Annotated in this window: 19 protein-coding genes; all 19 read left to right on the forward strand. The window is 33.0% G+C overall.

Annotation, left to right across the window (positions count from 1 at the left end; all coding sequences use genetic code 11):
* Positions 1 to 19 precede the first annotated feature (19 nt).
* The 19 genes from ACNQF9_RS07985 to ACNQF9_RS08075 all read left to right on the forward strand — a co-directional run bounded on the left by ACNQF9_RS07985 (position 20) and on the right by ACNQF9_RS08075 (position 17,667).
* The gene (locus tag ACNQF9_RS07985; protein ID WP_417960060.1) at positions 20 to 454 is read left to right on the forward strand and encodes a thioredoxin family protein; all 435 of its coding nucleotides are present in this window, start codon (positions 20 to 22) and stop codon (positions 452 to 454) included.
* Positions 454 to 1,437: an FAD:protein FMN transferase gene (locus ACNQF9_RS07990; protein ID WP_417960059.1), complete on the forward strand. Its 984-nt coding sequence runs from the start codon at positions 454 to 456 to the stop codon at positions 1,435 to 1,437. Before ACNQF9_RS07985 ends, ACNQF9_RS07990 begins: the two co-directional genes overlap by 1 nt.
* 15 nt (positions 1,438 to 1,452) lie before the next feature.
* On the forward strand, positions 1,453 to 1,665 hold the full coding sequence (locus tag ACNQF9_RS07995) for a DUF4266 domain-containing protein (RefSeq protein WP_417960058.1): 213 nt from the start codon (positions 1,453 to 1,455) through the stop codon (positions 1,663 to 1,665).
* A 34-nt stretch (positions 1,666 to 1,699) separates the two neighbouring features.
* Positions 1,700 to 3,115, forward strand: coding sequence for a DUF3570 domain-containing protein (locus ACNQF9_RS08000; protein WP_417960057.1), 1,416 nt, complete (start codon positions 1,700 to 1,702; stop codon positions 3,113 to 3,115).
* Between the two features lie 19 nt (positions 3,116 to 3,134).
* Positions 3,135 to 3,797, forward strand: coding sequence for a response regulator transcription factor (locus ACNQF9_RS08005; protein ID WP_417960056.1), 663 nt, complete (start codon positions 3,135 to 3,137; stop codon positions 3,795 to 3,797).
* Positions 3,798 to 3,803: 6 nt separating this feature from the next.
* Positions 3,804 to 5,198, forward strand: coding sequence for a sensor histidine kinase (locus ACNQF9_RS08010; RefSeq protein ID WP_417960055.1), 1,395 nt, complete (start codon positions 3,804 to 3,806; stop codon positions 5,196 to 5,198).
* A gap of 102 nt (positions 5,199 to 5,300) precedes the next feature.
* Positions 5,301 to 5,813, forward strand: coding sequence for a hypothetical protein (locus ACNQF9_RS08015; protein WP_417960054.1), 513 nt, complete (start codon positions 5,301 to 5,303; stop codon positions 5,811 to 5,813).
* 268 nt (positions 5,814 to 6,081) lie between these two features.
* Complete coding sequence (hisG, locus tag ACNQF9_RS08020; RefSeq protein ID WP_417960053.1) at positions 6,082 to 6,939, forward strand: ATP phosphoribosyltransferase; 858 nt, start codon at positions 6,082 to 6,084, stop codon at positions 6,937 to 6,939.
* A gap of 77 nt (positions 6,940 to 7,016) precedes the next feature.
* Positions 7,017 to 8,309 (forward strand): histidinol dehydrogenase, encoded by a 1,293-nt coding sequence (hisD, locus tag ACNQF9_RS08025; RefSeq protein WP_417960052.1) that lies wholly within the window; start codon positions 7,017 to 7,019, stop codon positions 8,307 to 8,309.
* Positions 8,299 to 9,348, forward strand: coding sequence for a histidinol-phosphate transaminase (gene hisC / locus ACNQF9_RS08030; RefSeq protein ID WP_417989988.1), 1,050 nt, complete (start codon positions 8,299 to 8,301; stop codon positions 9,346 to 9,348). The genes hisD and hisC overlap by 11 nt, the downstream gene beginning before the upstream one ends.
* A 24-nt stretch (positions 9,349 to 9,372) precedes the next feature.
* Positions 9,373 to 10,509 carry a bifunctional histidinol-phosphatase/imidazoleglycerol-phosphate dehydratase HisB gene (gene hisB / locus ACNQF9_RS08035; protein WP_417960050.1) on the forward strand — a complete coding sequence of 379 codons (1,137 nt, stop codon included), beginning with the start codon at positions 9,373 to 9,375 and terminating at the stop codon, positions 10,507 to 10,509.
* A gap of 75 nt (positions 10,510 to 10,584) precedes the next feature.
* On the forward strand, positions 10,585 to 11,166 hold the full coding sequence (gene hisH / locus ACNQF9_RS08040) for an imidazole glycerol phosphate synthase subunit HisH (RefSeq protein ID WP_417989989.1): 582 nt from the start codon (positions 10,585 to 10,587) through the stop codon (positions 11,164 to 11,166).
* A gap of 10 nt (positions 11,167 to 11,176) precedes the next feature.
* Complete coding sequence (gene hisA, locus ACNQF9_RS08045; protein ID WP_417960048.1) at positions 11,177 to 11,902, forward strand: 1-(5-phosphoribosyl)-5-[(5-phosphoribosylamino)methylideneamino]imidazole-4-carboxamide isomerase; 726 nt, start codon at positions 11,177 to 11,179, stop codon at positions 11,900 to 11,902.
* 20 nt (positions 11,903 to 11,922) lie between these two features.
* Complete coding sequence (locus tag ACNQF9_RS08050; RefSeq protein ID WP_417989990.1) at positions 11,923 to 12,228, forward strand: NIPSNAP family protein; 306 nt, start codon at positions 11,923 to 11,925, stop codon at positions 12,226 to 12,228.
* Between the two features lie 25 nt (positions 12,229 to 12,253).
* Entirely contained in the window at positions 12,254 to 13,009 is a 756-nt protein-coding gene (hisF, locus tag ACNQF9_RS08055) for an imidazole glycerol phosphate synthase subunit HisF (RefSeq protein ID WP_417960046.1), read from the forward strand.
* Between the two features lie 82 nt (positions 13,010 to 13,091).
* Entirely contained in the window at positions 13,092 to 13,697 is a 606-nt protein-coding gene (gene hisIE, locus ACNQF9_RS08060; protein ID WP_417960045.1) for a bifunctional phosphoribosyl-AMP cyclohydrolase/phosphoribosyl-ATP diphosphatase HisIE, read from the forward strand.
* A gap of 133 nt (positions 13,698 to 13,830) precedes the next feature.
* The gene (locus tag ACNQF9_RS08065) at positions 13,831 to 14,967 is read left to right on the forward strand and encodes an alpha/beta hydrolase (RefSeq protein WP_417989991.1); all 1,137 of its coding nucleotides are present in this window, start codon (positions 13,831 to 13,833) and stop codon (positions 14,965 to 14,967) included.
* A 48-nt stretch (positions 14,968 to 15,015) separates the two neighbouring features.
* Entirely contained in the window at positions 15,016 to 16,449 is a 1,434-nt protein-coding gene (locus tag ACNQF9_RS08070; RefSeq protein ID WP_417960043.1) for a leucyl aminopeptidase family protein, read from the forward strand.
* A gap of 3 nt (positions 16,450 to 16,452) precedes the next feature.
* The gene (locus ACNQF9_RS08075; protein ID WP_417960042.1) at positions 16,453 to 17,667 is read left to right on the forward strand and encodes an ATP-grasp domain-containing protein; all 1,215 of its coding nucleotides are present in this window, start codon (positions 16,453 to 16,455) and stop codon (positions 17,665 to 17,667) included.
* Positions 17,668 to 17,735 lie beyond the last annotated feature (68 nt).

Consider the following 17,735-nt stretch of genomic DNA (forward strand, 5'->3'; position numbering starts at 1 on the left):
CCTCTAAAATAGATCTCTAATGAAAAAACACGTGCTTATTTTTTTTCTCTTTTTAGGAACACTTGGATATTCCCAAAACTGGACAACAAATTTTGAAGAGGCAAGTAGTAAAGCGCTTCAGGAAAATAAAAACATTCTTCTTGTTTTTTCAGGATCAGATTGGTGCGCACCCTGCATAAAATTAGAAAATACTATTTGGAAATCAGAAGAATTTCAAAAAGAAGCGGAACAAAAATGGGTCATTTACAAAGCTGATTTTCCAAAGAAAAAAGTAAATCAGTTAGCATCTGAATTGTCAGAAAGCAATAAAAAACTAGCGGAACAATACAATAAATCCGGGAATTTTCCATTGGTTTTACTTTTAGATAAAACTGGTAGTGTATTAGGAATTACAGGATTCAAAAATACCTCTCCTACAGATTATATTGAATTAATCCATTCATTTGAGAGATAATGCAAAAATTAATTTTACTCTGTTTATTGTTGACATCGATTGTTTCTTTTGGTCAGATTGCCCATAAAAGGAAGTTGTCTATGTTGGGAAGTCCTTTTGAAGTTACGGCTGTCGCAAATGATACGATTAAAGCGAATGAATATATTGATTTGGCTATAGCCGAAGTCAGACGCATTGAGTACTTAATTTCTGATTGGATTCCTACTACACAAATCTCACTAGTCAATAAAAATGCAGGTATTCAACCTGTAAAAGTAAATGCCGAGGTTTTTGAATTAGTAGAAAGAGCGATTAAAATTTCTCAAATTACTGCTGGAGCATTTGATATTTCGTATGCTTCAATGGACAAAATTTGGAAGTTTGATGGTTCAATGAAAGTAATGCCAACGGAAGAAGCGATAAAAAAATCTGTAGCAAAAATTGGCTATAAAAATATTATTCTAGACAAAAAAAATCAGACTATTTTTCTTAAATCAGAAGGAATGAAATTGGGTTTGGGCGGCATTGGCCAAGGCTATATTGCTGATAAAGTTAAAGATTTGTTGCTTTCTAATGGATGCAAATCCGGTATTGTAAATGTTTCGGGAGATATCAACGCCTGGGGAAAACAACCGGATGGTAAACTTTGGAATGTAGGCATTGTAAACCCTTTAAATAAAAATAAAATTTTCGCTACATTTCCTTTAGAAAATAGCGCCGTTGAAACTTCAGGGAGTTATGAAAAGTATGTAATTTTTAATGGAACGCGCTATTCACATATTATAGATCCAAGAACGGGTTATCCGGCAACTGGCGTGGTAAGCGTATCTGTCTTTGCAAAGCAAACTGAAATTGCTGACGCTTTAGCCACAGGAATTTTTGTGCTTGGAGTAGAGGTTGGTATTGATTTAGTAAATCAACTTAAAGGGATTGAATGTATTATTGTTGATGATAAAGGAAAGATTTTTTCATCAAAAGGAATTGACATCAAAAAATATAATTAATTAACGACATTCAAAATGGTAAAAAAGATAGCGGTTTTATTTTTCACAGTACTGATTCTACAATCGTGTAGCACCGTAAAAGAATATGAAAAAGAAAAAATAAATGATCCCGATATGAAACTCACTGCAAGAACAGCGGAGCGATATGAAACCTCTTTTCAAGTATATCGAGAAGCGGCAGCAGGAGCAAACGGAGGTAAATCAGGAGGCGGTTGTGGTTGTAACTAATGCGCAAAAAAATATAAATTGTAATTTTTACACAATGAAAATAAATTTTTTACTTTTAATACTATTAATCAGTGGCACTGTATTTTCGCAAGATAAAAGCACGGTTCCAGTATTTAAAAAAAGAGTGTTAGAAAATACTGAGGTTGATTTTTTAGCCAGTTATTACGTCCAAGACGGATCAAAATCAGCCGTTTCTGGAGGAATAGGTTCTGAAAAATTAACGGATGTAGCCTCAAATATCGTGGTGGCAATGCCATTAAATGAAGATGATGTTCTAACAATTGATTTAGGGATATCAGCCTATTCATCAGCATCATCAAGTAATATCAACCCGTTTAATTCAACTGGAGCTTCCAGTTCAGGCAGTCCCAATGGGAGCGGACCTAATGGAACTCCATGGCAGGCATCCTCGGGTGCTTCAAGAAGTGATCAATTAGTAGCAGTTGGAGCTAATTATAGTCATAGTAGCGATTCTAGAAATTTTATTTGGAATTCGGATGTTTCTTTTTCTAATGAGTACGATTATACTTCAATCGGTTTTGGCGGAGGAATTGCAACTCTTTTTAATCAAAAAAATACAGAATTAAGCTTTAAAGCTAATGTGTACCTTGATCAATGGAGGCCTATTTATCCTACTGAACTTCATGAATACTCCTTATATGGTGCTAATTTTATGAGACAAGGCTATTTTAACGGTGTAACTGTTCTAGATCAAAACGGACAAGGCTCTACGAGTTATTTACCTTCTGCATTTCAAACCATTACCGCAGTAAATAGAAATTCCTATTCTGCTTCTTTTGGATTTTCTCAAGTAGTAACTAAAAAGTTACAGTTCTCCATTTTCTTTGATATTTTACAGCAGCAAGGTTTGTTGTCCTCTCCGTATCACCGAATTTATTTTGCTGATAAAGCTAATTATTACATAGGTCAAGCTAAATATATAAATAATTATGAAAGCACAACAAATACGGGTGTTTATAAACTGGCAGATGACATAGAGCGATTACCGGACTCCAGATCTAAAATACCATTAGGAGCACGATTAAATTATTATATTAATGAACGATTTATAGTGAGAACCTATTATCGCTTCTATTCTGATAACTGGGACATTCAATCCCATACAGCAACTATTGAACTTCCTATAAAACTATCAGATAAATTCACGGTTTTTCCAATGTATCGGTATTACACACAAATAGCTTCAAAATATTATGCCCCTTATGAAACTCATTTATCAACGCAAAGATATTATACTTCCGATGCTGATTTAGCTACATTTGATGCCAATCAATATGGTTTTGGGATTAATTATACCGATATTTTTACGGCTTCAAAAATTTGGAAATTTGGTCTAAAAAACATTGATTTTAGATTCAATCATTATCAAAGAAGTGATACTCTAAAGGCTAACATTGCCACCATAGCGTTTAAGTTTATAATGCAATAAAATTTAAAGTACTAAAAATATGCACATATTGATTGTCGAAGATGAAGCTGGTATTATTCAATTCCTTAAACAAGGATTAGAAGAAGAAGGGTATACAATAAGCAGTGCTTCAGACGGTTTAAAGGGATTTGAGTTAACATTAAAAAACAGCTATGATTTAATTTTACTAGACTGGATGTTACCCAAAATGACTGGATTGGAACTCTGTAGGGCCATTCGATTGAAAAACAGTCATACTCCAATCCTCTTTTTGACTGCAAAAGATACCGTGCAAGAAACTATCGAGGGTTTAAAAGCTGGTGCAAACGATTATATAAAAAAACCATTTAGTTTTGACGAATTGGTAGAACGAATTAAGATTCATTTCCGAAATCAAAATGAAAATCACATCCTTAAACTTGGAACAATTGAAATTGATAGTGCGAAACATCGTGTTCTAGTAAATGAAAATGAAGTAAATTTAACCCAACGCGAATTTGATCTATTAAAATATTTAGTAAAAAACAAAGGTAAAGTCTGCACTAGAACTCAAATTATTGAGGATGTTTGGGATATACATTTTGAATATGACACGGGTGTTATTGATGTTTTCATGAATGCAATTCGTAAAAAATTGAATTTAAAAATTGAGCAAGACTACATAAAAACCGTTCGTGGTGTTGGCTATATTGCAATTGACTAAATAATTATGCAACAACTTTCTTTTAAAAATAGAATCGCTTCTTATTATATTATAACTACAGCTTTATTGATTTTTGCAGTTTTCTTTATTATTTATTCTATTGTAGAATTTAGCGTTTACAGCCATGTGAATAATGATATAAATACGGAAATAGAGAAACATTTAACTGAAATTGAAATTCTGGGCAACACATTTAATTTAATTGATCAGGAAGAATGGAAAGAACGCGAACACAATACACTAGATGTAAATCCAGTATTCATTCAGTTTGTTGATCATAATAAAAATGTTATTGAGAAATCTCCTAATCTTAAAAAAGCGACATTAACATTCAATAAAGAAAATCCATCAAATAAACTTTTTGACACAAAATTAGCCGATAATTCGATTCGACAAATTCAAGTTCCGATATATCAAAAAACAAAAGTGATTGGTTACATCCTTATTGCTATGTCTTTAGAAGATGCTACAATGGTACTTAATAATTTATCCGAAGTACTGATTATTGTTTATCCTTTGATTCTGGTGCTACTTTTTTTTATTGCTCGATTTTTTGCTGGTAGAAGTATAAAACCCATTAGTTCTATTATAAGAACCTCAAATATAATTACAAAAGACAATCTAATTTCCAGAATTCGTTTGCCTCAAAACCGTGACGAATTGTATATTTTATCACAAACCATAAATAATTTATTGGATAGAATTGAAACAGCCATTGAAAGAGAAAAACAATTTACTTCTGATGCATCCCATGAATTAAGAACCCCGTTAACGGTTATTAAAGGAACCTTAGAAGTTTTAATTAGGAAACCTCGAAATCAGGGCGAATATGAGGAAAAAATAAATTTTTGTATTGCAGAAGTCAATCGATTGAACCATTTAGTAGACCAATTGCTTTTATTGGCGCGATTTGAAAATCAAAATCAGAGTTTAAAAATAGAAAAAGTCTATTTAAATGCTGTATTTTTAGATATTATAGCCCGAAATTCTCCCCTCATTAAGTTCAAAAATATTAATATTTATACTAATTTTCATAGCGATTATTATCTGCAAACGGATAGTTATTTGTTTTCAATCGTTATTAGCAACTTGGTTTCTAATGCGTTAAAGTATTCCAATGAAAATGGAAATTTAACGGTGAATATAAAAGAAACTCATTCTAAAATTGAATGTCAAATAATTGATACAGGAATAGGAATCCCTAAAGAAGACTTAAATAGAATTTTCCATCAATTCTACCGTTCAAAATCGAATCAACATCCTGAAATAAAAGGCAGTGGACTAGGCTTGTCAATTGTAAAAAGGTTATGTTTACTACTTAATATTGATATCACAATTACAAGTGAAGAAAATATAGGGACAAATGTTATATTGAGTTTCTCTAAAGTAAACCTGAAGTAATCCTTCAGGGGCACTCCTAAATCCTATCTGAATGGCTCATACATTGGTTTATAATTATTAAATTTAGAACACTTAACAAACTTATATCTAAAAAAAACGAATATGAATGATGCGCACTTGCATATGGTGGTAAACCATTTTCCAATCATCGGGACTATTTTTGGAATCGGAATATTGATAACAGGATTGCTTTTAAACAATGATTCCGTAAAAAACACAGCCTATATTGTATTAATTATTGCTACCGTTTTTGGTATATTGAGCATGAGCACCGGAGAAGGGGCCGAAGAGATAGTGGAAGATTTTCCAGGAATTGGCAAAGCCATTATTCATGAACATGAAGAAATAGCCGAAAAATTTGCTTTACTACTTTATGTCACTGGATTCTTTGCGTTAATTTCAATAGTAGCTTCTATCAAAAAGTTTCGATTAGCAAAGATATTTTCATTTATCACTTTGATTTTGGCTTTACTATCAGGAATTATTTCCATTAATGTAGGTACAACAGGAGGTGAGATTCGACACACTGAAATTAGAGAAAAAGACTTGAATCCATTGATTAATAAAGATAGTTTATCTCCAGAAAAATTAGATATTCAGATGAAAGAAAAATAATTTTAACAAATTCATAACTATAAGTTAAAATAAAAATTGCTTTTAAATAAATATATCTCCTATATTTGCAGAAGAATTAAAAAGAAAATAAATTCAATGTTTACAAATCAATTCCATCATCATCATTTACATTCTTGCTCTCAAGCGATGTGTTAATGATATGTGTGTAAATCAACATATTCTAAAACCCGTTTGAGTACATCAAACGGGTTTTTTATTACCCTTATTTGTACTCAATCAAAATATTTTAAACAAAAAAAATTAAAAAATGAGTACACTAAAGATTGCAATTCAAAAATCAGGTCGTTTAAATGAAGACAGCATACAAATCTTAAAAGATTGTGGCATTTCCATCAATAATGGGAATGACCAATTAAAAGCGGAAGCAACGAATTTTCCGTTAGAAGTATTATTCCTTAGAAATTCAGATATTCCCCAATATTTATTAGATGGAGTTGTTGATGCTGCTATTGTTGGCGATAACCTTTTGGTAGAAAAAGGAAAAAATATTATAATCGCTCAAAAACTGGGTTTTTCTAAATGTAAAGTTTCTGTTGCAGTTCCTAAAACTTTTGAATACAATTCCATCAAGGATCTTGACGGTATGCGTATTGCCACCTCTTATCCTAATACGGTAAACGAATATTTTGATTCATTTGGATTAAAAGTTGATATCCACCAAATCTCAGGATCGGTAGAAATTGCGCCTAATATTGGTTTAGCGGACGCTATTGTAGATATTGTGTCCAGTGGAAGTACTTTGTTTAAAAATAATCTAAAAGAAGTAGAAGTAATTTTGAACAGTGAAGCTGTTTTAGCGGTTTCCCCAAAGGTCACGCCAGAAGTTCAAAAGCTAATCGATATTCTACAATTCAGAATAGAATCTGTTCTGAGAGCGCGAAAATCAAAATACATTTTGATGAATGTTCCCAATGAAAAAATTGAAGCTATTGGAAAAATACTACCCGTTTTACGAAGCCTTACCGTGTTGCCATTAGCGCAACCAGGGTGGAGTAGCGTACACTCTGTAATAGACAAAGACAGTTTCTGGGACGTGATTGATTTATTGAAAGAAGCTGGTGCCGAAGGAATTTTGGTTTGTCCAATAGAAAAAATGGTCCTTTAAAGTTTCAAATAACAAGTAATAAATTAAAAAACACTTATTTTAATTTAGGAATCATCTAATCTTTGAATACAATTAAAATGAATAAAATATACAATCCAAAATCGGATACTTGGACTTCCATTTTAGAAAGACCAACAAAAACTGTTGATGATATCGAAGCAACAGTTAAAGAAATATTCAACGAAGTACAGAAAAAAGGAGATACTGCTGTTGCAAAATATACCTCTCTTTTTGATGGGGTAAAAATCGAGACAATTGAAGTTAGCAAAGCCGAAATTGCTTTGGCTATAGCATCTGTTTCCATAGAACTGAAAGAGGCTATATCACTTGCGAAATCAAACATTACAAAATTTCATATTGCCCAAAAAACGGAGCGAATAGAAGTAGAAACGATCGAAGGTGTAAAGTGTTGGCAAGAAAAAAGACCCATTCAAAAAATTGGTTTGTATATTCCGGGGGGAACTGCACCTTTATTTTCAACGGTTTTAATGTTAGCAGTACCGGCAGAAATTGCAGGTTGCAACGAAATAGTATTATGTTCCCCTCCAGATAAAAATGGAATTATAAATCCTGCTATTTTATATGCTGCAAATTTATGCGGGGTAACAAAAATATTAAAAGTTGGAGGTATTCAAGCAATTGCAGCAATGACCTTTGGTACCCAATCAGTTCCAAAAGTGTACAAAATTTTTGGCCCTGGAAACCAATTTGTAACTGTTGCTAAGCAATTGGCAACTCAATTTGGCGTAGCAATCGATATGCCGGCAGGACCATCTGAATTATTAATTGTGGCAGATGATACTGCAGTTCCTGCATTTGTAGCATCTGATTTATTATCACAAGCAGAACATGGTGCAGACAGTCAGGTTATTTTAGTTTCTACTTCTAAAAAATTAATTGATGCCGTTGAAAATGAAATCCAAATCCAACTGGAGGTTTTACCAAGAAGAGCAATTGCTAAAAAATCGATTGCTAATTCAAAATTAATTTTTGTAGAAAATGATACAATTGCTTTAGAACTAATCAATGAGTACGGACCGGAACACTTTATAATTTGTTCTGAATTTGATGATTTTTACAGCAACGGCGTATATAATGCCGGTTCTGTTTTTATTGGGAATTATACTCCTGAAAGTGCGGGGGATTATGCCTCAGGAACAAATCATACGTTACCTACGAACGGCTACGCAAAGAATTATAGTGGTGTAAATCTGGATAGTTTTACTAAAGCAATGACTTTTCAAAAAATATCCCAAAAAGGAATACAAAATATTGGAAAAGCCATAGAAATTATGGCAGAAGCCGAAGGATTACACGCACACAAAAATGCAGTTACACTACGATTAAATGCAATTGAAAATGGAAAATAATTTCGATATAAATAGTTTAGTTAGAGAAAACGTAAAGCAATTAAAGCCTTATTCTTCGGCTAGAGATGAGTTTGAGGGTTTTGATACTGAGAATATGATTTTTTTGGATGCCAATGAAAATCCTTTTGAAAATGGGGTAAACAGGTATCCAGATCCCCAACAAATGAGTGTTAAAGGAATTTTGGCAAAACAAAAAAATGTCAAAACCAATCAAATTTTATTGGGAAACGGAAGTGATGAAGTATTGGATTTATTATTCAGAGCTTTTTGCGAACCAAAAACAGACAACGTAATCACTTTGCCGCCAACATACGGAATGTATGGTGTTTTGGCCAATATCAATGCAGTAGAAAATAGAGAAGTCTTGCTTTCATCCGATTTTCAACCCAAAATCGAGAAAATTATCGAAGCTGTTGATGTAAAAACTAAAATTATTTTTTTATGTTCGCCTAATAACCCAACAGGAAATTCATTTTCTGATGAAAGTGTGGCGTACCTTTTACAAAATTTTAAAGGGTTAGTAGTGATTGATGAAGCATATATTGACTTTTCAAAAAAGGAAAGTTGGATTAATGAACTAGACGAATACCCCAATTTAGTCATTACCCAAACACTATCTAAAGCGTATGGTTTAGCTGGAATAAGATTAGGAGTATGCTATGCATCTGCTGAAGTAATTTCGGTTTTGAATAAAATAAAACCGCCTTACAATGTGAATGAGTTGACTCAAAAAAGAGCTTTAAATCGATTAGATGATTTAAATATTATAAATGAAGAAATTAATTCTATAATAATACAAAGAGAAGAATTACTTAAAGTATTACTTCAAATCTATTTTGTGGAAGAAATCTACCCAACAGAAGCTAATTTTATTTTAATCAAAGTAGATGATGCCAACAAAAGATATGCTGAATTGATTGCTAAGGGGATTGTAATTCGAAACAGAACAACCCAACCTTTATGCGAAAATTGTTTGCGTTTGACTGTTGGAACCGAAATAGAAAATATGAAATTAATTGAGGTGTTAAAACAACTTTAAACCTTAAAATCTAAACTTTTTTTAATGAAAAAAATACTTTTTATAGATCGTGATGGAACAATGGTTTTGGAGCCAAGTGATTATCAATTGGATAGTTTTGAAAAATTAGAATTTTATCCAAATGCTTTTCAATACCTAGCTAAAATAGCTAAGGAATTGGATTTCGAATTCGTAATGGTAACTAATCAAGATGGTTTGGGAACTGATTCTCATCCGGAGATTAATTTTTGGCCTGTCCACAATTTGATCCTGAAAGCGTTTAAAAATGAAGGGGTTGTTTTCGCAGCAGTATTAATTGACAAAACATTTCCACACGAAAATGCACCAACTCGCAAACCTGCATTAGGTTTGTTGACAAAATATATTGATAATCCTGAGTATGATTTAGAAAATTCATTCGTAATTGGAGACAGGATAACTGACGTGGAATTGGCTAAAAATCTAGGCTCAAAAGCAATTTTTATTAATACTGACGAAAGTTTGGGAAGTGATGAAATATCTTCGAAAAGACACGAATTGGAAGATGTTATTGCTTTACAAACCACGAATTGGAAAGATATTTATGAGTTTTTGAAATTAGAAGAACGTTCCGCTTCCATAGAAAGAAAGACAAACGAAACGGATATTTATATCAATTTGAATTTAGACGGAACCGGGAAAAGTAAAATCGAAACTGGAATTGCTTTTTTTGACCACATGCTCGACCAAATTGCGCGTCATGGACAAATGGATTTAGAGGTTTTAGTAAAAGGAGATTTGGAAGTAGATGAACATCACACGATTGAAGATACAGCGATTGCTCTAGGTGAAGTTTTTGCAAAAGCTTTAGGCAATAAATTAGGGATTGAACGCTATGGTTTTTGTTTACCAATGGATGATTGTTTAGCGCAAGTGGCGATTGATTTTGGAGGTAGAAACTGGTTGATTTGGGAAACCGAATTCAAGCGTGAGATGGTCGGAAAAATGCCAACGGAGATGTTCTATCATTTTTTTAAATCCTTTTCGGACGGTGCGAAAGCCAATATCAATATTAAAGCCGAAGGAACAAATGAGCATCACAAGATAGAAGCCATTTTTAAGGCTTTTGCTAAAGCAATAAAAGTAGCCGTAAAACGAGATACTGAAAAGATGATTTTACCTTCAACTAAAGGAATGCTTTAATTAAGTCAAAACCCTAAAGGCGAAAGTTAGAATTGATTTTATGCCTTTTGACTTTACAACAATAAGATTAAATAGATGAAAATAGTTATTATAAATTATGGAGTAGGGAATATTCAAAGTATCAAGTTTGCCATTGAAAGATTGGGATACAATGCTGTTTTGAGTAACGATTGGAAAGAAATTAAAGCTGCTGACAAAGTTATTTTTCCTGGTGTAGGCGAAGCCAGTTTTGCCATGAGAATGCTAATAGACAGTGGTTTAGATGTATTAATTCCGACATTGAAACAGCCTGTGCTAGGAATTTGTCTTGGGATGCAATTGATGTGTAAATCATCGGAAGAAGGCAATACAAAAGGATTAGAAATTTTTGATGTTAATGTGATTAAATTCACACCAAAAGTGAAAGTACCCCAAATGGGCTGGAATACAATCTATAATTTAAAATCGGCTTTGTTTCAGGGAATAAAAGAGAATGAATACATGTACTTAGTACACAGTTTTTATGTTCCTACTTGTGATGAGTCCATTGCAACAACCAATTATGAGGTAGAATATGCATCCGCATTACAGCAAAATAACTTTTATGGAACACAATTTCACCCAGAAAAAAGTGGTGATATTGGAGAACAAATTCTATCTAATTTTTTAAAACTCTAAATTATTTATAATGAGAATAATACCCGCAATAGATATCATTGATGGAAAATGTGTTCGCTTATCAAAAGGTGATTATAATACCAAAATTATTTACAATGAGAATCCGCTTGAAGTAGCGAAATCATTTGAAGCACACGGAATCGAATACTTACATTTGGTTGATTTAGACGGAGCAAAATCAAGTCAAATTGTCAATTACAAAATACTGGAACAAATTGCGACACAAACAAAATTGAAAATTGATTTTGGTGGTGGATTAAAATCGGATTCCGATTTGAAAATTGCTTTTGAAAGTGGTGCCAATCAAATTACCGGTGGAAGTATTGCCGTTAAAAACAGAGAATTATTCGAAAAATGGATTGCAGAATATGGTGCTGATAAAATTATTTTGGGAGCAGATGCCAATAACGAAAAAGTAGCAGTTTCTGGTTGGTTAGAAGATTCTAATGAAGATTTGATTCCATTTATCCAAGAGTATCAAGTTAAAGGGATTCAGTACGTGATTTGTACCGATATTGCCAAAGACGGCATGCTTGAAGGGCCATCCTTTGATTTATACGCTAAAATTTTGGCGCAAGCCAACGGCATAAAATTAATTGCTTCAGGAGGAATTTCTACCTTTGAGGAATTACCAAAATTAGCTGAAATGGGTTGTGAAGGAACAATTATTGGTAAGGCAATTTATGAAGGAAGAATTTCGTTGAAACAATTAGAGCACTACATAATTAGTAAATAGTTCAATTTAAGATATAAAGTATGATAACTTGTTATTTAAAATACACAATAGACCCTTTTCAAGTGGCTATTTTTGAGGATTATAGTAAAAGATGGATTAAATTAGTCAACCGTTTTGGAGGGAATCATCATGGTTACTTTTTACCATCTGAAGGTGCAAATAATATTGCATTTGCACTGTTTTCATTTCCGAGCTTATCTGAATATGAGAATTATAGAACACTAATTTTAGACGACAAAGAGTGTATAGAAGCTTTCAAAATAGCAACAGACACTAAATGTATATTAAGCTATGAACGAACTTTTTTGCGCCCAGTATTTGAATAAATAATACTTTTAACAACAAACAGAAATGCTTACAAAAAGAATTATACCCTGTCTCGATATAAAAAACGGAAGAACCGTAAAAGGCATTAATTTTGTAGACTTGCGTGACGCTGGAGATCCAGTAGAATTGGCTAAAATATATTCAGATGAGGGTGCTGACGAATTGGTATTTCTAGATATTTCAGCAACCGAGGAAAGAAGAAAAACCTTAATTGATTTGGTACGTAAAGTCGCTGCCACAATAAACATTCCGTTTACCGTTGGTGGAGGAATTTCATCAGTTAATGATGTAGAAGTCTTATTGCAAAACGGAGCGGACAAGGTTTCTATTAATTCTTCGGCGGTAAAAAATCCGCAGTTGGTTAATGATTTGGCTCAGAAGTTCGGCAGCCAATGTGTTGTGGTTGCAATTGATGCTAAACAGATTGATGGAGAATGGATTGTTCATCTAGTAGGAGGAAAAGTGCCTACTGAATTGAATTTATTTGCTTGGGCCAAAGAAGTAGAGCAAAGAGGTGCAGGAGAAATTTTATTTACCTCAATGGATAATGATGGAACTAAAAATGGCTTTGCAAACGAAGCTTTGGCAAAACTTGCGAGTTTAGTTAATATCCCTATAATAGCTTCGGGAGGAGCGGGAAATATTCAACACTTTGTGGACACCTTTCAAATAGGAAAAGCTGATGCAGCATTGGCTGCAAGTGTCTTTCATTTTAAAGAAATTGAAATCAAAACATTGAAATCAGCCCTAAAAAAGAATAATATCGAAGTTAGATTATAGAAATAGATACTAAATAAAGAGAAAAGAAAATCGGATTAGATAGTCTTTCAATCTCTAATTTTCAATCTTTAAAATTAAAAAAATGAATATAGATTTTTCAAAAAATACTGACGGTTTAATTCCTGCTATAATACAAGACAGTGAAACTAAAACAGTGCTAATGCTTGGCTTTATGAATGCTGAGGCGTATCAAAAAACAATCGATACCAAAAAGGTAACTTTTTTTAGCAGAACTAAACAAAGGCTGTGGACTAAAGGGGAGGAAAGTGGCCACTTTTTGAATCTGATAGACATCAAAAATGACTGTGATAATGACACTTTATTGATTCAAGTAAAACCCGAGGGTCCTACCTGTCACAAAGGGACAGATACCTGTTGGAGTGGTATAAATAAAGTGGATTATGGTTTTCTAACAACACTAGAAGATACGATTCAAGTTCGAAAAGAGAATGCTGATTCTGAAAAAAGTTATGTTGCTTCTTTATTTAAACTAGGGATGAACAAAATTGCCCAGAAAGTAGGAGAGGAAGCGATCGAAGTGGTAATTGAAGCCAAAGATAATAATGACGATTTGTTTTTGAGTGAAAGCGCCGATTTACTTTTTCATTATCTTATATTACTGCAAGCCAAAGGGTTTAAATTAGATGATGTGGTAACTGTTTTAAAAAGCCGCCAAAAGAAAAATTAGTTCACCTACTTTTCATACATAAAACCCAATAGTCATTCATTTTCTATTGGGTTTTCTTTTTTTCTTTTATTTCAAAGCACAATCCACTATATTTACTATTTATTTTTAAATTAGAAGTACAATAATGCAAGTGATGAATTCAGACAATACCACAATTATTAAAGAACTAAATAGTCCAATAATTAATACCGGTTTACATATAATCCTGACTACTGATGAACACGATGCCCGACCGGTATATATATCAGGAAATTTCAATAATTGGCGTACTCAGGACAAAGAATTTATTATGGAGAAAATTAATCGAAGTTCGTACCATTATAAATTTCCACATGATTTTGATTATCCTGCTACTCTTTTGTATAAATTTACTAAAGGAGATTGGAGTGACGTAGAAATTGACAGCCTTGGCAATCGTACAGAAAATCGTTCAACAAATATATACACAGGTATTCAAAAAGAACACGTTGCCAGATGGAGGAAAAACTGGTTACCATTTAAGCCATCTTATTTACCACAAGTTTTATTGATTTCAGATGAATTTGAAATTCCTCAACTCAATAAGACAAGAAAAATTTGGGCTTTATTACCTCATGATTATGATAATTCCAGTGAAAGTTATCCAGTACTTTATCTGCAAGATGCTCAAAATCTATTCAATGAATCAGCCGAATTTGGCAATTGGGAAATTGATAAAAAACTGGCGGTGATGTCTGAATATAAAATAGGAAAAATTATTATTATTGCAATAGAACACGCCGAAGAAGACCGCATTAAAGAATACAATGTAGGTAAAACAGTATTAGGTAAAGGGCAAGGAAAGAAATACATCCGATTTGTAACCGATACGCTAAAACCATTTGTGGATAGTAATTTTAGAACTAAAAAAGAACGGGAATTTACCGGAATAGGAGGAAGCTCAATGGGTGGACTTGTTAGCATATTTAGTGGATTGAGGAACCCAGAAGTGTATGGAAAATTAATGATTTTTTCCCCCTCTCTTTGGGTAGTTCCGGAATTAAAAATTAATTCAAAAAACCCAAAAATAACCGATACTAAAATTTATTTGTATGCAGGTGAAAAGGAAAGTCAAACAATGATTGCGGATCTAAAAAAATTTCAAAATAATTTGATTTCAAGCGAGTTTATAAAAGACCAATCAATGCTTAATTTAAGCATTAACAGGCAAGGGAAGCATAGTGAAACCTATTGGAGTGATGAGTTTCCTAAAGCAATAGAATGGTTATTTTTTAACACGAAAAACACTTAACAAACGCTATATGGTATCTTTGAACAATAAGTAAAAATAAATGAGCAAATGAAAGTAAATACATTACAAAACCTAACTAATTTCTCAGGAACAATTTTGATTCCGGCTTTTGAAACGTATTCAAAAAGTATTGTTCCTATTGCCTATGATGGAGTAGAGATTGATGCTAAAGTTTTTTATGGAAAAAAAGACACTCATTATCTAGCCGAAAAAAGTAACACTACTTATGTGTTTATTGGTTTAGGAAAAACAATAGATTATAAATCATTGAAAACTATTTTTCGTCGTATTTCATCTAAACAAAAGGACAGTTTAAATTCAAATGTGGCTTTAGTTATACCAGACCAATTTACTGAGGATCAAATGGAAGCTGTTGTTTCCGGATTGCTTCTGGGAACTTATGATTTAGGACATTTTAAATCAGATAAACACTTACACCCCTTTTTAGAACCTACTTTTAGCTTAAGTTTAGTTTCTGAAAAAGATTATTTGGCTACAGCCAAAAAAGGAATAAAGATAGCAAAAGCACAATTAGGAACGTATAATTTAGTAGACCTTCCACCCAATACTGTTACTCCAAAATATTTGGCAAATTGGGCTAAGGACGCTGGTGATACGTATGGATTTGATGTTGAGATTTTGGGCTACGAAGCCTCCAAAATTATAGGGCTTGGGGCCTTTTTAGCAGTAGGAAAAGGAAGTGAAAATGAACCACAATTTATTATACTGAATTATTCTCCTAAATTAGAGGTAAAAGACTTAAAACATGTTGGGTTAGTAGGAAAAGGAATCACCTTTGACACTGGCGGTCTTAATATAAAAACTGCAGGAATGGTTCACATGAAATGTGATATGGCTGGCGCGGCTGCGGTACTTGGAGCCATGCAACTTATAGCCGATTTGCAATTACCTGTAAAAGTAACAGCCATTGTTCCTTGTGCCGAAAATTCAGTTGATGCTAAATCATTTTTACCAAGTGATGTTATTCATAGTTATAGCGGGCATTCAATTGAAATTATAGATACTGATGCTGAAGGCAGGCTTGTATTAGCAGATGGATTATCGTATCTGATTAAGAATTTTAACCCAAAATACATAGTTGATATTGCTACACTTACAGGGAGCAGCGTTGGAACTTTTGGTTATGAATGTGGTGCTTTGTTTACCAATAATGACGAAATGGCTAAAAAATTACAAGCAGCTGGAGATGCAATTGGAGAACGCTTGTGGCCTTTGCCACTTTGGGAGGTGTACAAGCAAGATATTGAAAGCGATATAGCGGATGTTAAAAATTACAGTGGAAAACCAGTTGCAGGAGCTATAAGTGCTGCTAAGTTTTTAGAATATTTCACTCAAGATCACAAAGCTTGGGCGCATCTTGATATTGCAGGAGTAGCATTTGGAGATGACGAATTTGCTAAAAGTAAACACGCAACAGCTTACGGCGTTCATTTATTAACTAAATTCATTGAAAATTTATAACATATGGAAAACTCTAAAACCTTTCTTTGTATTTCAAATTATTTCAAGGGTGCCGATTTTTTAATTAATTTAAAAAAATTAGGCAACAAAGTTTATTTAGTGACAAGTGAAAAACTTAGAGATAAGCCATGGCCACATCAATATATTGATGAAATTTTTTATATGGAAGGGCAGGATGTCGATTGGAACTTAGAACATTTGTTATTGGGTGTTGGAAATTTTATGAAATCTACTAAAATTGATGCAATTATTGCTCTTGATGATTATGATGTAGAAAAGGCTACTTATCTAAGAGAGAACCTGCGTATTGACGGAATGGGACAAACTACCGGGCGTTATTTTAGAGATAAATTAGCGATGCGCATGAGAGCCAAAAGTTGTGGCATACCTATTCCTGCCTTTTGTTCGCTATTTAATGATCATGACATCAATACTTTTGCAGATACAATTGATGCCCCATGGGTATTGAAACCACGATCCGAAGCTTCGGCAACAGGAATTATAAAGGTTTATGATAAAGAGAGTTTATGGATCCATATCAACGAAATGGGGAATAATAGATTCAAATATTTATTAGAACAATTTAAACCTGGTGCTGTATATCATTGTGATAGTTTACTAACCGATGGTAAAGTGATATTTAGTTTAACTTCAAAATATTTAGCGACACCTTTGGAAATTTCTCAAGGTGGTGGCGTTTTCCGATCGGCTACCATAAAATACAATTCAGAAGAAGACAAAGCAATAAGAAAACTAAATGAACAGGTGATGAAAAGCTTTGGATTAAAACATGGAGCAGCACATACTGAATTCATAAAAAGCAATGAAGATGGCAAAATATATTTTTTAGAAACATCATCAAGAGTAGGCGGTGCCCATCTAGCAGAAATGGTGGCTGAAGCATCTAATATTAACTTATGGAAAGAATGGGCGACCATTGAAGACGCATTGGTTAAAGGGACTAAATACATTTTGCCAAAGGTTAAAAAAGGATATGCCGGCATTGTTTTAACTTTATCAAAATTCCAGCATCCTAATTTATCTTCGTTTTCCGATCCGGAAGTGTGCTTCAAAGTACCCTTGGAATATCACGCGGGGCTAATTTTAAAATCAGATAAGCAGGACCGAATTTTAGACTTATTAGAAGATTATGGAAATCGGTTTACTACTGATTTTACTGCTGTTGCAGAGCAAATAAAAGTAACCAATCTTCATTAAAACACAATATTAGAGGTTAAAAAAAGCGATTATTTCAATAGAGATAATCGCTTTTTTAATGGTTTCTT

The organism is Flavobacterium amylolyticum (genome assembly GCF_048284335.1).
Lineage (GTDB): Bacteria > Bacteroidota > Bacteroidia > Flavobacteriales > Flavobacteriaceae > Flavobacterium.

Coding starts and splice junctions, on each gene's coding strand:
- hisD (WP_417960052.1), top strand. CDS start 7,017: ATGAATAAAATATACAATCCAAAATCGGATACTTGGACTTCCATTTTA.
- ACNQF9_RS08075 (WP_417960042.1), top strand. CDS start 16,453: ATGGAAAACTCTAAAACCTTTCTTTGTATTTCAAATTATTTCAAGGGT.
- hisF (WP_417960046.1), top strand. CDS start 12,254: ATGCTTACAAAAAGAATTATACCCTGTCTCGATATAAAAAACGGAAGA.
- ACNQF9_RS08065 (WP_417989991.1), top strand. CDS start 13,831: ATGAATTCAGACAATACCACAATTATTAAAGAACTAAATAGTCCAATA.
- ACNQF9_RS07995 (WP_417960058.1), top strand. CDS start 1,453: ATGGTAAAAAAGATAGCGGTTTTATTTTTCACAGTACTGATTCTACAA.
- ACNQF9_RS08050 (WP_417989990.1), top strand. CDS start 11,923: ATGATAACTTGTTATTTAAAATACACAATAGACCCTTTTCAAGTGGCT.
- ACNQF9_RS08010 (WP_417960055.1), top strand. CDS start 3,804: ATGCAACAACTTTCTTTTAAAAATAGAATCGCTTCTTATTATATTATA.
- hisB (WP_417960050.1), top strand. CDS start 9,373: ATGAAAAAAATACTTTTTATAGATCGTGATGGAACAATGGTTTTGGAG.
- hisC (WP_417989988.1), top strand. CDS start 8,299: ATGGAAAATAATTTCGATATAAATAGTTTAGTTAGAGAAAACGTAAAG.
- hisH (WP_417989989.1), top strand. CDS start 10,585: ATGAAAATAGTTATTATAAATTATGGAGTAGGGAATATTCAAAGTATC.
- ACNQF9_RS08000 (WP_417960057.1), top strand. CDS start 1,700: ATGAAAATAAATTTTTTACTTTTAATACTATTAATCAGTGGCACTGTA.
- ACNQF9_RS08015 (WP_417960054.1), top strand. CDS start 5,301: ATGAATGATGCGCACTTGCATATGGTGGTAAACCATTTTCCAATCATC.
- ACNQF9_RS08005 (WP_417960056.1), top strand. CDS start 3,135: ATGCACATATTGATTGTCGAAGATGAAGCTGGTATTATTCAATTCCTT.
- ACNQF9_RS07985 (WP_417960060.1), top strand. CDS start 20: ATGAAAAAACACGTGCTTATTTTTTTTCTCTTTTTAGGAACACTTGGA.
- ACNQF9_RS08070 (WP_417960043.1), top strand. CDS start 15,016: ATGAAAGTAAATACATTACAAAACCTAACTAATTTCTCAGGAACAATT.
- ACNQF9_RS07990 (WP_417960059.1), top strand. CDS start 454: ATGCAAAAATTAATTTTACTCTGTTTATTGTTGACATCGATTGTTTCT.
- hisA (WP_417960048.1), top strand. CDS start 11,177: ATGAGAATAATACCCGCAATAGATATCATTGATGGAAAATGTGTTCGC.
- hisIE (WP_417960045.1), top strand. CDS start 13,092: ATGAATATAGATTTTTCAAAAAATACTGACGGTTTAATTCCTGCTATA.
- hisG (WP_417960053.1), top strand. CDS start 6,082: ATGAGTACACTAAAGATTGCAATTCAAAAATCAGGTCGTTTAAATGAA.